At 59.5% G+C, this 13,161-nt stretch carries 11 protein-coding genes and 1 pseudogene; 7 read left to right on the forward strand and 5 right to left on the reverse strand.

What is annotated here, in order from left to right; translation table 11 throughout:
- Nucleotides 1–6: 6 nt before the first annotated feature.
- Nucleotides 7–1,452, forward strand: a complete 1,446-nt coding sequence (locus GHO41_RS09885; protein ID WP_153391168.1) for a SulP family inorganic anion transporter — start codon at nucleotides 7–9, stop codon at nucleotides 1,450–1,452.
- Between the two features lie 36 nt (nucleotides 1,453–1,488).
- Here the strand turns inward: GHO41_RS09885 and GHO41_RS30705 are convergent, their stop codons facing one another.
- On the reverse strand, nucleotides 1,489–2,352 hold the full coding sequence (locus GHO41_RS30705; protein WP_371928891.1) for a methyl-accepting chemotaxis protein: 864 nt from the start codon (nucleotides 2,350–2,352) through the stop codon (nucleotides 1,489–1,491).
- Nucleotides 2,344–3,411, reverse strand: a pseudogene (locus tag GHO41_RS30710) (methyl-accepting chemotaxis protein); the annotation flags it as partial. The gene GHO41_RS30705 and the pseudogene GHO41_RS30710, both read right to left, overlap by 9 nt.
- Nucleotides 3,412–3,779: 368 nt before the next feature.
- Here GHO41_RS30710 and GHO41_RS09895 point away from each other — a divergent pair.
- Nucleotides 3,780–4,502, forward strand: coding sequence for a histidine phosphatase family protein (locus GHO41_RS09895; protein WP_371928890.1), 723 nt, complete (start codon nucleotides 3,780–3,782; stop codon nucleotides 4,500–4,502).
- Nucleotides 4,503–4,593: 91 nt separating this feature from the next.
- Here GHO41_RS09895 and GHO41_RS09900 read toward each other — a convergent pair whose 3' ends face one another.
- The 3 genes from GHO41_RS09900 to GHO41_RS09910 all read right to left on the reverse strand — a co-directional run bounded on the left by GHO41_RS09900 (nucleotide 4,594) and on the right by GHO41_RS09910 (nucleotide 8,118).
- Entirely contained in the window at nucleotides 4,594–5,094 is a 501-nt protein-coding gene (locus GHO41_RS09900; protein WP_048372966.1) for a hypothetical protein, read from the reverse strand.
- Nucleotides 5,095–5,185: 91 nt separating this feature from the next.
- Entirely contained in the window at nucleotides 5,186–6,652 is a 1,467-nt protein-coding gene (locus tag GHO41_RS09905; RefSeq protein ID WP_153433454.1) for a glycosyltransferase family 39 protein, read from the reverse strand.
- Nucleotides 6,653–6,822: 170 nt separating this feature from the next.
- On the reverse strand, nucleotides 6,823–8,118 hold the full coding sequence (locus GHO41_RS09910; RefSeq protein ID WP_153428381.1) for a carbohydrate porin: 1,296 nt from the start codon (nucleotides 8,116–8,118) through the stop codon (nucleotides 6,823–6,825).
- 265 nt (nucleotides 8,119–8,383) lie between these two features.
- Between GHO41_RS09910 and GHO41_RS09915 the strand changes: the two genes are divergently transcribed.
- From GHO41_RS09915 to GHO41_RS09935, 5 genes are read left to right on the forward strand one after another with little or no spacing between them, the layout of a single operon-like run.
- The gene (locus tag GHO41_RS09915) at nucleotides 8,384–9,520 is read left to right on the forward strand and encodes a phosphoribosyltransferase domain-containing protein (protein ID WP_153330103.1); all 1,137 of its coding nucleotides are present in this window, start codon (nucleotides 8,384–8,386) and stop codon (nucleotides 9,518–9,520) included.
- Nucleotides 9,510–10,268 (forward strand): trehalose phosphatase, encoded by a 759-nt coding sequence (locus GHO41_RS09920; protein ID WP_153433455.1) that lies wholly within the window; start codon nucleotides 9,510–9,512, stop codon nucleotides 10,266–10,268. The genes GHO41_RS09915 and GHO41_RS09920 overlap by 11 nt, the downstream gene beginning before the upstream one ends.
- Nucleotides 10,261–11,355 carry a cysteine protease StiP domain-containing protein gene (locus GHO41_RS09925; protein WP_153433456.1) on the forward strand — a complete coding sequence of 365 codons (1,095 nt, stop codon included), beginning with the start codon at nucleotides 10,261–10,263 and terminating at the stop codon, nucleotides 11,353–11,355. The genes GHO41_RS09920 and GHO41_RS09925 overlap by 8 nt, the downstream gene beginning before the upstream one ends.
- Nucleotides 11,355–12,302 carry an HpcH/HpaI aldolase/citrate lyase family protein gene (locus tag GHO41_RS09930; protein WP_153433457.1) on the forward strand — a complete coding sequence of 316 codons (948 nt, stop codon included), beginning with the start codon at nucleotides 11,355–11,357 and terminating at the stop codon, nucleotides 12,300–12,302. The genes GHO41_RS09925 and GHO41_RS09930 overlap by 1 nt, the downstream gene beginning before the upstream one ends.
- A gap of 9 nt (nucleotides 12,303–12,311) precedes the next feature.
- Entirely contained in the window at nucleotides 12,312–12,986 is a 675-nt protein-coding gene (locus GHO41_RS09935; RefSeq protein WP_048372951.1) for an HAD family hydrolase, read from the forward strand.
- Nucleotides 12,987–13,161: the final 175 nt, after the last annotated feature.

Here is a 13,161-nt window from a genome sequence, read left to right on the forward strand (position 1 = left end):
TAACCCATGAAATTCTCACGTCTGCGCGCTGATGTCCTGGCCGGGCTCACGACGTCATTTGCCTTGCTGCCCGAGTGCATTGCCTTTGCCCTGGTGGCTCATCTCAACCCGCTGATGGGCCTGTATGGCGCGTTCATTATTTGCACCATTACCGCGCTGTTCGGTGGTCGACCGGGCATGGTGTCCGGGGCTGCGGGCTCGATGGCGGTGGTGATCGTGGCGCTGGTGGTGCAACACGGTGTGCAGTACCTGTTGGCGACCGTGCTGCTGAGCGGGCTGATCATGCTGGCGTTCGGGCTGCTCAAACTCGGCAAGCTGGTGCGCATGGTGCCGCACCCGGTGATGCTCGGGTTCGTGAACGGGCTGGCGATTGTCATTGCCATGGCGCAACTGGATCACTTCAAAGATGGCGACACCTGGCTCAGCGGCATGCCGCTGTACGTGATGATCGGCCTGGTGGCGCTGACCATGGCCATTGTCTATTTATTACCGCGCCTGACCCGCGCCGCGCCGCCTGCGCTGGTTGCGATCTTGAGCGTGGGGCTGGCGGTGTACTTTTTGGGTCTGCCGACCCGTACCCTCGGTGACATGGCGCACATTGCCGGGAGTTTGCCGACGTTTGCCCTGCCAGATATCCCGTGGAACCTCGACACCCTGCGCATCATTGCGCCGTACGCGATCGTGATGGCGGTGGTGGGGCTGCTGGAAACCCTGCTGACCTTGAACCTGACCGACGAAATCACCGAGTCCCGGGGTTACCCGGATCGCGAGTGCGTGGCGCTCGGGGCGGCGAACATGGTGTCGGGGGCGTTCGGTGGCATGGGCGGCTGCGCGATGATCGGGCAAACCGTGGTCAACCTCAGCTCGGGCGGGCGAGGGCGGCTGTCGGGGGTGACGGCCGGGGTGATGATCTTGCTGTTCGTGCTGTTTCTGTCGCCGTTTATTGAGCGGATTCCGCTGGCAGCGCTGGTCGGGGTGATGTTCGTGGTGTCGCAACAGACCTTCGCTTGGGCCTCTTTGCGGGTGCTGAACAAAGTCCCGTTGAACGATGTGCTGGTGATTATTGCGGTCACGGTCATCACCGTGTTTACCGACCTGGCGGTTGCGGTGATGTGCGGGGTTATCATCGCGGCGCTCAACTTTGCCTGGCAACAGTCGCGGCAGCTGTATGCCGAGACGCCGGTGCAAAGCGACGAGAGCAAACTGTACCGGGTTCACGGCACCCTGTTTTTCGCCTCGACCACGGCGTTTCTCAAGCTGTTTGACCCGGCCGAAGACCCCGCCAGTGTGACTCTGGATTGCAGCCAGTTGAGCTTTGTTGATTACTCGGCGATTGCCGCGCTGGACACGTTGCGCGAGCGCTACCGCAAAGCGGGCAAGCATTTGCGCGTTGTGCACGTGTCGGAGCGCTGCAAAAAACTGCTTAAACGCGCCCGCGTCCTTCACGTTTAACACCCTCTCCCGTGGGAGAGGGTTTCTAAAGGTCGGTTACACCTTAAAGTGGCTGACCATTGCTTGCAGTTGTGTCCCCAGCCGCGCCAGTTCAACGCTGGACTTGGCGGTTTCATCACTGGCCGCCGCCGTTTGTTCTGACACGTCACGCACGTTGAGGATGCTGCGGCTGATCTCTTCTGCCACGGCACTTTGCTGCTCGGCCGCTGCGGCAATTTGCTGGTTCATCGACTGAATGTTCGACACGGTGCGGGTAATGCCCTGCAACGAAGTGCCGGCCTGGCGGGTCAGGTTTACGCTGCTGTCGGTTAGGGTGCGGCTGTTGTTCATGACCACGGCTACTTGCTGGGTGCCACTTTGCAGTGCCGCGACCAGGGTTTGGATTTCTTCGGTGGAGTTTTGCGTGCGCTGCGCCAAGGCCCGCACTTCATCGGCCACCACCGCAAACCCGCGCCCGGCATCACCGGCACGTGCGGCCTCAATCGCCGCGTTAAGCGCCAACAGATTGGTCTGGTCGGCCACGGCTTTGATCACGTCCATGACGCTGCCGATCTTGTCGCTTTCTTCTTGCAGCACAGCCATGGCCTGGGTCGAACGACCGACTTCCACGGCCAGACGCTCGATCTGGTCAATGGCCTGATTGACCACGTTGTCACCGGCGCGGGCTTCGTCGTCGGCGGCCGCTGCGGCGTGGGACGCTTGCTCGGCATTGCGTGCGACTTCTTGCACGGTCGCGGTCATTTCATGCATGGCGGTGGCCACTTGATCAGTTTCGACCTTCTGGCTGTTGACCCCGGCGCTGGTTTGCTCGGTGACCGCAGACAACTCTTCAGCTGCGCTGGCGATTTGCGTGACGCCGTCGCGAATCCCGCTGATCAAATCACGCAGGGTCGTGCCCATGCGTGCAATGCCTTGTTGCAGGATGCCCAAGTCATCGCGGCGAGTAACCTGCAGGTTGTGGCTCAGATCACCGCTGGCAATGCGCTCAACGACTTCCAGGGTTTCACGCAGCGGGCGGGTGATCTGGCGGGTGATCACGACCGCCGCCACCACGCCCAGCAGCAAGACCAGCAAGGTGGTGATCAATTGCAGGCGGTTGGCACTGGCGCTGTCGGTGTCACGGCGTTCCAGCTGAATGTTGTACAGCTCGGTGCTGCGGCTAACGATGCCGTTGCCGTAGTCCGTCATGTCTTTGCGGCGGTCGATAATGCTGTTGTCAGTGTCAGTGAATACCTGCAACGCCTGGGTGTACTCAGCCATTGCATCGCTTAACGCACGCAAGGTGTCAGCGGCGTTGGCGCTGAAAAAAGCGTTCAACCCCGCAAGGCTGGCCGTCGCAGCGGCCAGTTGGCTGCGTGCAGCCTGTTCGGTCGCAGGTGTTGGCGAGGCAATGTAAGCCCGGCCCAGATCACGGGCCATCAGGAACTGTTCGCGCACCTTGGTGACCGCCTGGTACTGCTCAAAACGGCCTTCTTCGCCCGCCGGGCGTTGCAAGGTGCGGGCATCCAGCGTGGCGATGTCGGCCAGCGTCGCTTTGGCGCTGCGATCCATGCGCTCACGCGACACCGCAGACTCAACGTAAGCCTTGCGCATCGCCACCAGGGCGCTTTGGTAGCGGGTGATGAGGTCGTGTTGCTCGTTCAGCAACTTGAGGTTTTCGGGGCTCTTGAACGTGCCCAGCAGTTGTTTTTGCTGCGCCTCAAAGGCCTCCAGGTTGGTCTGCACGTTCTGTGCGGCGGTTTCATCGCCATTGGTCAGCATGTACTGCAAACGTGCAACCCGCAGGTTGGTCAGCGCACTGTTGAGTTGCGTGATATCGGTCATCCAGTTACTGCGGTCAATCAATGTCCCCAGGCTGAACCAATTGCTGATTGCCATCAGGCAGGTGAGGGCCAAAACCAGGCCGAAGCCCAAGGCCAGTTTCATGTTGACGCTGATGTTGCTCAGCCAACTGTTCATTTCAATCTCCAGGAACGGTGCGCGCAGGATCTGTTCTCGCTGGAGGGTTTTGTTTTTTTGGCCCAGCAAAATACGTGTGTTGAGCTGTATCGGCGGCGTTGAGCAGAGCTGAAACGTTTTTTGATGCGCAATGATCAGTGGTTAAAGAGGTCCTCCAAAACGGCAATCAAAGGTGTGTTTAAAGACTTTTTTCACATTTGCTTCACCTGCCTCCTACACCCGGATTTCTAGACTATGTTCAGTTTGGGAAAAGCCTTGCTATGCAAGACTGTTTTCTTACCAGCGGGATTGTTCACCCATCCATTGTCATATTCGCGTTATAGGGTGGCAGCGACTGTTGTTCACTGACTGCCATAGGGGCGTTCTACGTGATTTTGAGTCTTCGTTTAGCGGGTGCTAAGCGCGCATTACTGCGCAAAGCGTTCGCGCGTTATCGAAATGCACTGGTGGTGGTCGTAGCGACGGGGTTGACCGTATTTATTACCCTTCAATTGCTGGCGCCTGCACCTGCGCCCAATCTGGCGTTGCCCGGCAATGCCAGCCGGGTGCTGGCACTTAAACAAAGCTGGGCTAAAGGCGATGTGATTGCGCTGGTTCGTCACGGCGAACGTTGCGACCGCACCTCGACCCTCTGCCTGGGGCCTGAAGACGGCATCACCGTGCACGGCGAATCCGTTGCCCAGGCGCTGGGCTATGAGTTCCGTCAAATGGGGCTGGCCCATGCCGATATCTACAGCAGCTTGCTGACACGCTCACGGCAGACGGCAGACGCGATGTTCGTTCGCCCGGTTGAGGCTCAAGACTGGGTGTTCAACTGCCGAGGCAAAATGCTCAGCGACGTGCTCAAGCACAAAGTCCCGGGCCGCAACCTGGTGCTGGTCACCCATAGCGAATGCATGGACGAGCTTGAGAGCCAGATGCATGTGCCCACAGAGACCACCTTCAGCTATGGCGCTTCGTTGTTTCTCAACGTAGAGGGCGCCAGCGCACAGCCGCAAATGCTCGGCTATGTCGAAACCAAAGACTGGAACGCCATCATGCCGTCAGGCACCCTGCCAGCTGGCCATAGCCTCGAAGCCTCACGGTTTTAACACCTCAACGTGTAGGAGCGAGCTTGCCTCGCGATCTTTTGATCTTTTAAAAAGATCGCGAGGCAAGCTCGCTCCTACAATTTGGCTACCCTCAAGCCAACACACGATTCCAATTGTCTTCGACAGGCAGCGGCACGTCCCTGAGTTCCTGGGCAACGGCTTTTTCGATGTCGTCAGCGCTGAGCTCTTTTTCATCAAGCCACGGCCACGTGGCATCCGCATCGCGAAAGTTGAGCTGGTCGTTCAACTGCTGACACGCGAGCGCGAGCAAGTGCATCAGCACCCATTGGCTGGTGAGGTACGCCTTCTGTTGCACCGGGCTGCGGTTGAGCAGGGCGGTGACCTCTGTCACCTGCGGGTTTGGCCACGCGCTGCTGCGCAGGTTCCAGACCAGCGCGCCGTTGTTCGAGACGTCTTTGTCGGCCAGTGCCGGGTCGGCGCTGACCTCGATGCTCAGCTTTAAATGTTGGTGCTCAAGTTGGTCAATCAGATAACGGGCGAGGCCGGATTGGCGCAGGTACGCCGTCGCGGTCTTGTAGGCCAACTGAGCGTCATAGTCGCTCAGGCTCTGGCTGGTAATGCTGATGGTCATGGCTAGCTCCTTGACTGGGTAACGTCCAGCACAGGGAGCGTAGCCAATGTGTCGTAATCGGCCACGCCAAGTGTCGTTCTATTGCCGCGGATCAATCTTCTGAAGCGGGCGCCAGCGTCACGAAGTAAAAGTGATGACGACCAACACTGACCGTGTCCAGCACCTTCAGCGCCACTCCCGGCACTTCGGTTTTATCGATAACCGCGATATTGTCGGGCGACTCAGCCAAAAACGCCTGCAACTCGGCGGCTGAGTTCAACGTGTGCGGCAGTTGCTGGCTATAAAAAACCACGGCCCCCAGACGCTCGTCCGGTTGCAGCAGGGCGATATGTTTGCCGCTGGCTTGCAGGCTGATGACCTGCGCGGCCACGGGCTGGAAGGATTCGCTGCGATCGGCGCGCGGCGCCCACACAGCCGCAGCGATCAGGTAGGTGGTGACAACCCCGGCCAGCAGCGCGATGGCCAGCGAGCGATGATAGTCACTCAAAAACTTGGCGATGGCCGAGTCCTGGCTTTTCTTGCGCAGCCATTGCAGTACCACCCCGGCGTACTCGGCAGCGATCACGGCGGCCGCCGGGGTCAGCGACATCAAGTACACCGCGCGTTTGCTTGAGGCGATGTTGAGCATCAGGTATTGCGCCAGCAGCCACACGCAGAAAAACAGCAGGTAAGGGTTGCTGCGCAATTGCTTGCGAAAATGCCACAGCCCCAGGAACGTCAGCAGGTTCCACGGCAGGAAGCTTTCGGGCAGTTTGCGCAGGTAATAGTAGAAGGGCTCGTAGTGCCCGGCTTCGACAAAGGAGCCGCTGAAACGGCCAATGCTGTTGGTCAATACCACTTCGCTGACCGCTTGCAGCCCGCCACGTTGATACAGCACACACAGCCAGATCAGCAGCGGGATCAAACCCACCAGGGTCATCAGGGCCGGACGCAGCCAGTCATTCACGGCAAAGCGTTTGTTGATCAGGCTGTCACACAGCAGATAGGTAAAAATCACCACCCCCGGCAAGGCCAGGCCGAACACGCCTTTGCTCAAGGTGGCAATGGCAATCCCCGCGGCAAACAGTAACCAGCTACCGGCCGCAAAGCGCGGCTGGCGGCTGGCCTGGTAAAACGCCAGCAGCGCTATGCTGACGCCCAAGGTCAGCAGCGAATCTTCACCGACCTGGCGCGCATTCGCCCAAAAGCTGCCCATGGTGGCCAGCATCGCGGCAGCCGTCCAGGCCATGGCTGTCGGCCGACCAAAACGGCGCAGCATGGTGAACAGCAGCATGATGCTGCATAGCCCGGCGATGGCGGATGCCAGGCGCACGGCAAACAGTTGGCCGCCAGACAGCTGGATCGCCGTCGCATCGAGCCACAGGCTCAGGGGGGGCTTTTCAAGGAAGGGTTCATTCAGCAGGGACGGGGTGACCCAGTCCTGACTCAAGTGCATTTGCATGGCAATCCCGGCGACCCGGGATTCGGTGGAACCTTGCAGATGGTGGTTACCCAAGGCAAAAAACATCAACACACAACCGAGCAGCAGTAACAGCAGAGCGGGACGAGTCAGACGCATTGGGTTACCAGGCAATATTTCAGTGAATAATGCGCTGGAGTATAGGAGGGGAAAGTTTAACAAAATGTGAAAAATGGCCGATTCAGGACTTTTTGCCCCGTGAAGGCACCGCAGTGCTTGCAGGCTTCATGTTTATTCCTGACCCGGCGATGACCGGGTCAGGATCACTCTCAGAACGTTGCTTTGACCTGCAGGCCTGCGACCAGTGCATTGCCCCGGCTTTTGCCGTAGAACGCCCCCGGTTCGATGATGTATTGCACATCCGGACGCAGTAGCAACCACGGCGTCACTTGCGCGCCGTAGTTGAGTTCCAGCAACTGCTCGCCGCTGTCGAGGTTGGCAATCATGTTGGCTTGCTCCGGGTTGGCAGCCGCAGCTTCTTGCACGTCACGCGAGCGTGAGTTGAACACGGCGCGCCCGTAAGCGAAGGCGATGCTGTCTTGCGGGCGGCTGGCAAACGGCTTTTGTTTCACCAGGCCCACTGCGTACCAACGGCGCATGGCCGAGGTCGCGGCATTGCTGGTGGCGGCCTGGCCAAAGGCGCGCAGGACGCTTTCGGGGTCTTGCTCATCACGCCAGATCGCCTGGTCGACCAGTACGTAAGCCCCGGTGCGATTGTTGGCTTTTTGCGTGCTGCCAATTTTCGTGGTGTTGGAGGTGTCGTAGTACCAGCCCGCTTTGTATTGGCCGCTCAGCCAGGCGTTGTGGTTGTAGATCGCTTCCAAGGGCAGGATGGCGCCGGTGGTGCCGCGGGTGGTCATGGTGAACGCTTCGGAGGAGCGACTGTTGTACTCCGGGTTGACCTGGAACACAGCGGTTTGCAAGGTCAGCGCCGGGCTCACGGTGTAGCGCAGTTCAGCGCCCCAATGAGGTGTCGGGTAGTTGCTCCAGCCGCTGCCGTTAGACATGGTCAACGGGTGGGCGCAGAAACCGGCGTTAACAAAACTGGTCAGCAGCGGCATCCCGCCAAAGTCGTTGCCCATCGCCAGAAAGCCGAGCTTGGTGGTCAGCGCCGGGCTGAACAGCGTGCGCTGATAGCTGAATTCAGACAGCCGCGTGTACTGGCCGCCGTAGTTTTCTTGCACCGGCAGGCGGTTGCCCACCAAGTCTTCCGAGGCGCTATGGCCGCGACGGTCGTTGACGGTGATCTGCACCAGACCTGCGTCCGGGGTGTCGAGCAACTTGCTCAGGTCGAACTGGGCGCCGATGCGCACTTGCTGCGAATACCGCGTGCCGTGCTTGATCCCGCCATGCAGGTTGGTAAACGTTTCGGAGTTGTAGTCGCCGGTCAGCTTAATGCCTTTGTCGATCAGCTTTTGGCGTTCGCCGCCCCAATCGCCGGTCAGCGTTGAGCGATTCATCAGGTCGTCAGAAGTGTCTGCAAGCGCACAAACGGGGGCGAGGGCCAAGAGTGACAAGCCGCTGCACAGGCCGGAAGCCAGCAAGGCGCGGGAAGAAAAAAACATCTAAAAGTGCTCCTTCAAAAGCGGTGTCGCAAAGCAGGGGGCGACACGATGTCGCACAGTATGAACTAGTTAGTTCATAAAATTAATATTTCGTCATATTGCCGCGACGAGAGGATGCGGTTCGCTGTGAAGGTGAAAACGCGCAGTTTTAGCGAGATTTCGGCGCATATGCCGGCATGTTAGGTAACGATTTTCTGCTTGTTTTAGCCGGGTCACTGGCGAATCGTCCGCGCTCTTTCGACGTATTCCCAGGTAATAGACTCTGATGAGCAGCGCTAAACCCATGATCGGCACCAAGGCTTTGTCCGCAAACCTTAAGCGCGGTCGCCTGGAGGTTGAAGTCAATGCATCGACTTTTGAGCCACAGGCCCTGTTCCGTTTCGCTGAACGGCGTAACCCCAAGCGCGCCTTTTTGTTTGTCTCGTGTGTATTGGGGCGGCACATTCCAGCCCGGCCGTCGTTGATGGCCGAGTGTTTCGATGCGCTGGCTGCGCAAATCCCAACTGACTTGCCCGGCCCGGTGCTGGTCATCGGCATGGCCGAAACGGCTGTCGGCCTTGGCGCTGGCGTGCACCGCGCCTTGGCCCGCACGCGCAACGACAGTGTTTATCTGTGCAGCACCCGGCATCCGACGGGCAGCGCGGTTTTTGCCCGTTTTGAAGAAGAACACAGCCACGCCACTTCGCATTTACTGCACCTGCCGCAGAATGCGCAGGCCCGTGCCCTCATGTTGACGGCCCGCTCACTGGTGCTGGTGGATGACGAGGCGTCTACCGGCACGACCTTTATCAATGTGTGTAACGCCCTGGCTGACGCCGGGCTTGAGTCGATTGAACGCATCGTTAGCGCAACCCTCACCGACTGGTCCCAGGGTGCGTTGCGCAAGGCCAAGGGCAGTCACGCCAGCAGCGTTTCACTGCTCGCCGGGCGCTACACGTTTGCCGAAGATGCACACGCCGAGCTGCCAGAAATGCCCAGCGTCGGTACAGTGGGCCAAGGTCATTGGCCACTTGAGCCTGATCGAGACTGGGGGCGCATGGGCGTGTGCGAACACCGCGACACGCTGGCCCCTGATCTGCACGTCGCCCCCGGCGAGCGGGTCGTTGTGATCGGCACCAGTGAGTTTGTCTGGCCGCCTTTTTTGCTCGCTGAGCGGCTGGAGCGTTCGGGCGCTGATGTGCATTTCAGCGCCACCAGCCGTTCACCCATCGCCTTGGGGCACGCCATCGACCATGCGCTGTCATTTCGCGACAACTATGGTCTGGGCATTCCCAACTTCTTGTACAACGTTGCCCCCGGACAGTTTGACCGTGTGCTGATTTGCAGCGAAACCCCGGCGGCTGCGCTGGATCCGGCGTTGCTACGGGCATTGAATGCGCAGGTCATTGTTTATGGCCATTAATCGCCCGCTGGTATTCGTTGACCTCGACGACACGTTGTTTCAAACCGCCCGCAAAATGGCCGAAGGGCCGCGCTGCACCGCTACGCTTGATGCTTTTGGCCAGCCCAATGGCTTTATGAATGCGACGCAGCAGGGCTTTGTCGAGTGGTTGCTGGCCACCACCGACGTGGTGCCGGTGACTGCGCGCAGCGTTGAGGCGTATCAGCGGGTGCAGCTTCCATTCGCGCACGGGGCCATCTGTGCCCACGGTGGCGTCATCCTCAGCGCACAGGGTGTGCCCGATGGCGACTGGCATGCGCTCATGTGCCACGAACTGGCGCCGGAGCAGGCGCGTTTGCACCGCCTGAGCGAGCAAACCCGGTCGATTGGCGCAGAGTTGGGCTTCTCGCTACGCAGTTGGGTGGTGGAGGAGCAAGGCCTGGCCACTTACGTGGTGACCAAACACAGCCATGAAACCGATCAGGCGCTGCTGGTCGTGTGTGCAGAGGCCAAGGCGCGTGGGTTGCTAAACGGCCTCAACGTGCAGGGCAACGGCAATAATCTGGCCTTCCTGCCGTTGGCGCTGCAAAAGCGTAAAGCGGTGCGCGAGTGGATTCGCCGCGATCAGGCACTCAACGGCAAACGGCCATTGCTCGGCTTTGGCGACAGCGTGTCAGACCTGGGCTTTATGGCCGAGTGCGACTGGTGGGGCACCCCAAAACGCGGCCAACTGGCCAGTCATGTGTGTGCGAGCGTGGACCATGCGTAATGTTTGTGCGGGTTTGAATACCGTCGGCAGCGGCAGTTACGGTCGTGATGATGTGCATTTTTTACTGCGTGCGATGGACATTAAAGCCACCGATGTGCAGGAAAAAGAGCACCTGATCCAGACCCGGCAGCGCCACTACTCCGAAATGATCAGCCAGGAGCATGCGCCCTCCCAACCCCATCAAAACCTCTATCGACGGGCCCTGGCGCACAATGCGGCGCGCATGGCCACGGATGTTCAGGCCCTGGCCAACGCCTTGAACGAACGTTGCACCGGCAGCACCCTTGCGCTGGTGTCATTTGTGCGCGCCGGGGTACCGCTGGGGGTATTGCTGCGCCGGGCATTGCTTGAAGCCGGTCGTGATGCCCGGCATTACGGGGTCAGCATTGTCCGCGACCGTGGCATCGACAGCGTGGCCCTCGAAGCGGTCATCAAGGCCCATGGGGCCGAAAACATTGTCTTCGTTGATGGCTGGACGGGCAAAGGAGCGATCAGCGAGCAACTGCGTGAGAGCTTGGCCGCCGATTCGCGCTTTGCGCCCCGGCCGCGTCTGGTGGTGTTGGCTGACCCGTGTGGGCGTGCTTGGCTGGCAGCGTCTGCCGAAGACTGGCTGATCCCCTCGGGGATTCTGGGGGCCACCGTGTCCGGTCTGGTATCACGCTCAATCTGGTCGCCAGAACCCGGCTTGCACGGGTGCGTGATGTACCCCCATTTGGCTGGGCATGACGTGACCATGAGTTTTATCCACAGTATCGAAACCGAACGTGCCCGGTTAACCAGGCCCGCCAGCGCTCAACCCTGGACGTTGGCACAGAGCTGGGCGTTGCAACGCCGCGCGCAAAATGTGCTGGACGGTATCGCGGAGCGCTTTTCGGTACTTAACAGCAACCGGATCAAGCCTGGCATTGCCGAGGCGACCCGTGCCGTCATGCGCCGCGTGCCCGAGCAGGTGCTGGTGCGCCGGCGTGACGATCAGGACGTGCAACTGCTGATGCACCTGAGCCGTCAGGCCAACATCGAGGTCCGCGAAGTCGGTGACGAACTGGGGCCGTATCGCGCCCTCACCGTCATCAGGAGCATGCGCTGATGATCAAGCATTCTCCCTATGCCTTGGGTGCCACGCTGTACATGCCGGCCACCCGGACTGACCTCCTGGACGTGGTGTCTGGTGAAAAAATCCAGGGGTTGCGTTCGCTGGTGCTGTGCCTCGAAGACGCCGTGGCCGCCACCGATGTGCAACAGGCACTGACCAATCTCAAACACCTGCTGGAGGCTATCGAGGCGCGGGGCGGTCGACCGTTCGGCGGGCCGATTCTGTTTATCCGGCCGCGTGACAGCCGCATGGCGGCGCAGCTCAATGAATGGCCATTAATGCGCCACGTCGATGGATTTGTTGTGCCTAAACTGTGTCTGAGCAACTTGCGCGAGTGGCAACAGGCCGTGACCTGCGACGACTTGATGTTGATGCCAACCCTTGAAACACCTGAGGTCTTTGACCCTGGCGCCATGGTTGAATTGCGCAGTGCCCTGCTCGAACACCTGCCGGGGCGTATCATTGCCCTGCGCATAGGCGGTAATGATCTGATGGGCTCTTTGGGGCTGCGTCGTTCACCGACGATGACGCTTTACAGCACACCGATGGGTTACGTTATCCCGATGTTATGCGGGATCATGGGCTCTGCGGGGTTTGCGCTGACGGCGCCGGTGTTTGAACAGCTCAACGCGCCGCAGTTGCTGGAGCATGAATTGGCGCTGGATATCGCCCACGGGCTTGTCGGTAAAACCGCGATCCATCCGGGGCAAATTGCAGTTATCCACAGGGCGCTGCAAGTCAGCCTTGAAGATTTCAACAGTGCGCGCCAAATACAAAGTGATGCGGCGCCTGCGGTGTTCAAGTTCAACGATGCAATGTGTGAACCTGCGACCCATGGCAAATGGGCGCAAATGATTATTGAACGAGCGCATTGGCAAGGGGTTCGCCCCGAAATGACCCGCTCGATAGACCCTTTTTGGAGGCAGCCTGCGATGGGCTGAAGCAATCGGTTGAATGAAGTTTTAAATACGCCTGAGAAGGGCAAACAGGTCCTGTCGGCTTTCGATTTTGATGGCACGTTGACCTATCACGACAGCTTTGTGCCCTTTTTGCGCTTCGCGTTTGGCAACCGCTTGTTCGCGATGCGGCTCTTGCGAATGATCCCGGCGACAACCGCTTATTTGCTGGGCCGGATCAGCCGAAATGATTTGAAAGAAAAACTCATCACGGTCTATCTCACCGGAGCCAAGGAAGCATGGGTGGCCGAGCGTGCCGAAGCATTTTGTGACGCTTCCTGGCAGCAACTGATGCGACCTTTGGGCTTAGTATCGGTCGCCTCCGAGCTTGAACAGAAGGCCATCGTGACCATCTGTTCGGCCTCGCCAGAGCTGGTGCTCAAGCCCTTTGCCAAAAAGCTCGGTATCGCGCTCATTGGCACCCGGCTGCAATCGGTTGATGGCGTGCTGACCGGAGAGATCGACGGCACCAACTGCCGATGCGAGCAAAAAGTCATTCGGCTGGAGGCCCGGTACGGGCCTTTGGATCAATACACATTACGTGCCTGGGGAGACACCCGGGGCGACGAGCAAATGCTGGGGGCAGCCCAAGAGCCACATTGGCGCGAGTTTCATGCGCTGTGGCGTCGCAAGCGGCCATTGGATGTGTGTCTGCGAGAGGAGCTCTGAGCAGAACAGACCAAGACTCAGCAGTGACTGTCGGCCCCCGTCCCTGAGTTCAGACAAGGAAAGGAAACGCTACATGGCTATTTCGTTGTCAAAGAACCAAGCGATATCCCTGGAAATGGAGGCCGGGGCGGGGCTAAAAAAAGTATCTACTGGGTCAAACCTGACCTGCAACGCG

Origin of the sequence: Pseudomonas sp. FSL R10-0399, assembly GCF_009600165.1 — a bacterium.
GTDB classification, from domain to species: Bacteria; Pseudomonadota; Gammaproteobacteria; order Pseudomonadales; family Pseudomonadaceae; genus Aquipseudomonas; species Aquipseudomonas helleri.

Coding starts and splice junctions, on each gene's coding strand:
- GHO41_RS09885 (WP_153391168.1), top strand. CDS start 7: ATGAAATTCTCACGTCTGCGCGCTGATGTCCTGGCCGGGCTCACGACG.
- GHO41_RS09905 (WP_153433454.1), bottom strand. CDS start 6,652: ATGCGTCTGACTCGTCCCGCTCTGCTGTTACTGCTGCTCGGTTGTGTG.
- GHO41_RS09930 (WP_153433457.1), top strand. CDS start 11,355: ATGATCAAGCATTCTCCCTATGCCTTGGGTGCCACGCTGTACATGCCG.
- GHO41_RS09915 (WP_153330103.1), top strand. CDS start 8,384: ATGAGCAGCGCTAAACCCATGATCGGCACCAAGGCTTTGTCCGCAAAC.
- GHO41_RS09900 (WP_048372966.1), bottom strand. CDS start 5,094: ATGACCATCAGCATTACCAGCCAGAGCCTGAGCGACTATGACGCTCAG.
- GHO41_RS30705 (WP_371928891.1), bottom strand. CDS start 2,352: ATGGGCACGACCCTGCGTGATTTGATCAGCGGGATTCGCGACGGCGTC.
- GHO41_RS09920 (WP_153433455.1), top strand. CDS start 9,510: ATGGCCATTAATCGCCCGCTGGTATTCGTTGACCTCGACGACACGTTG.
- GHO41_RS09910 (WP_153428381.1), bottom strand. CDS start 8,118: ATGTTTTTTTCTTCCCGCGCCTTGCTGGCTTCCGGCCTGTGCAGCGGC.
- GHO41_RS09925 (WP_153433456.1), top strand. CDS start 10,261: ATGCGTAATGTTTGTGCGGGTTTGAATACCGTCGGCAGCGGCAGTTAC.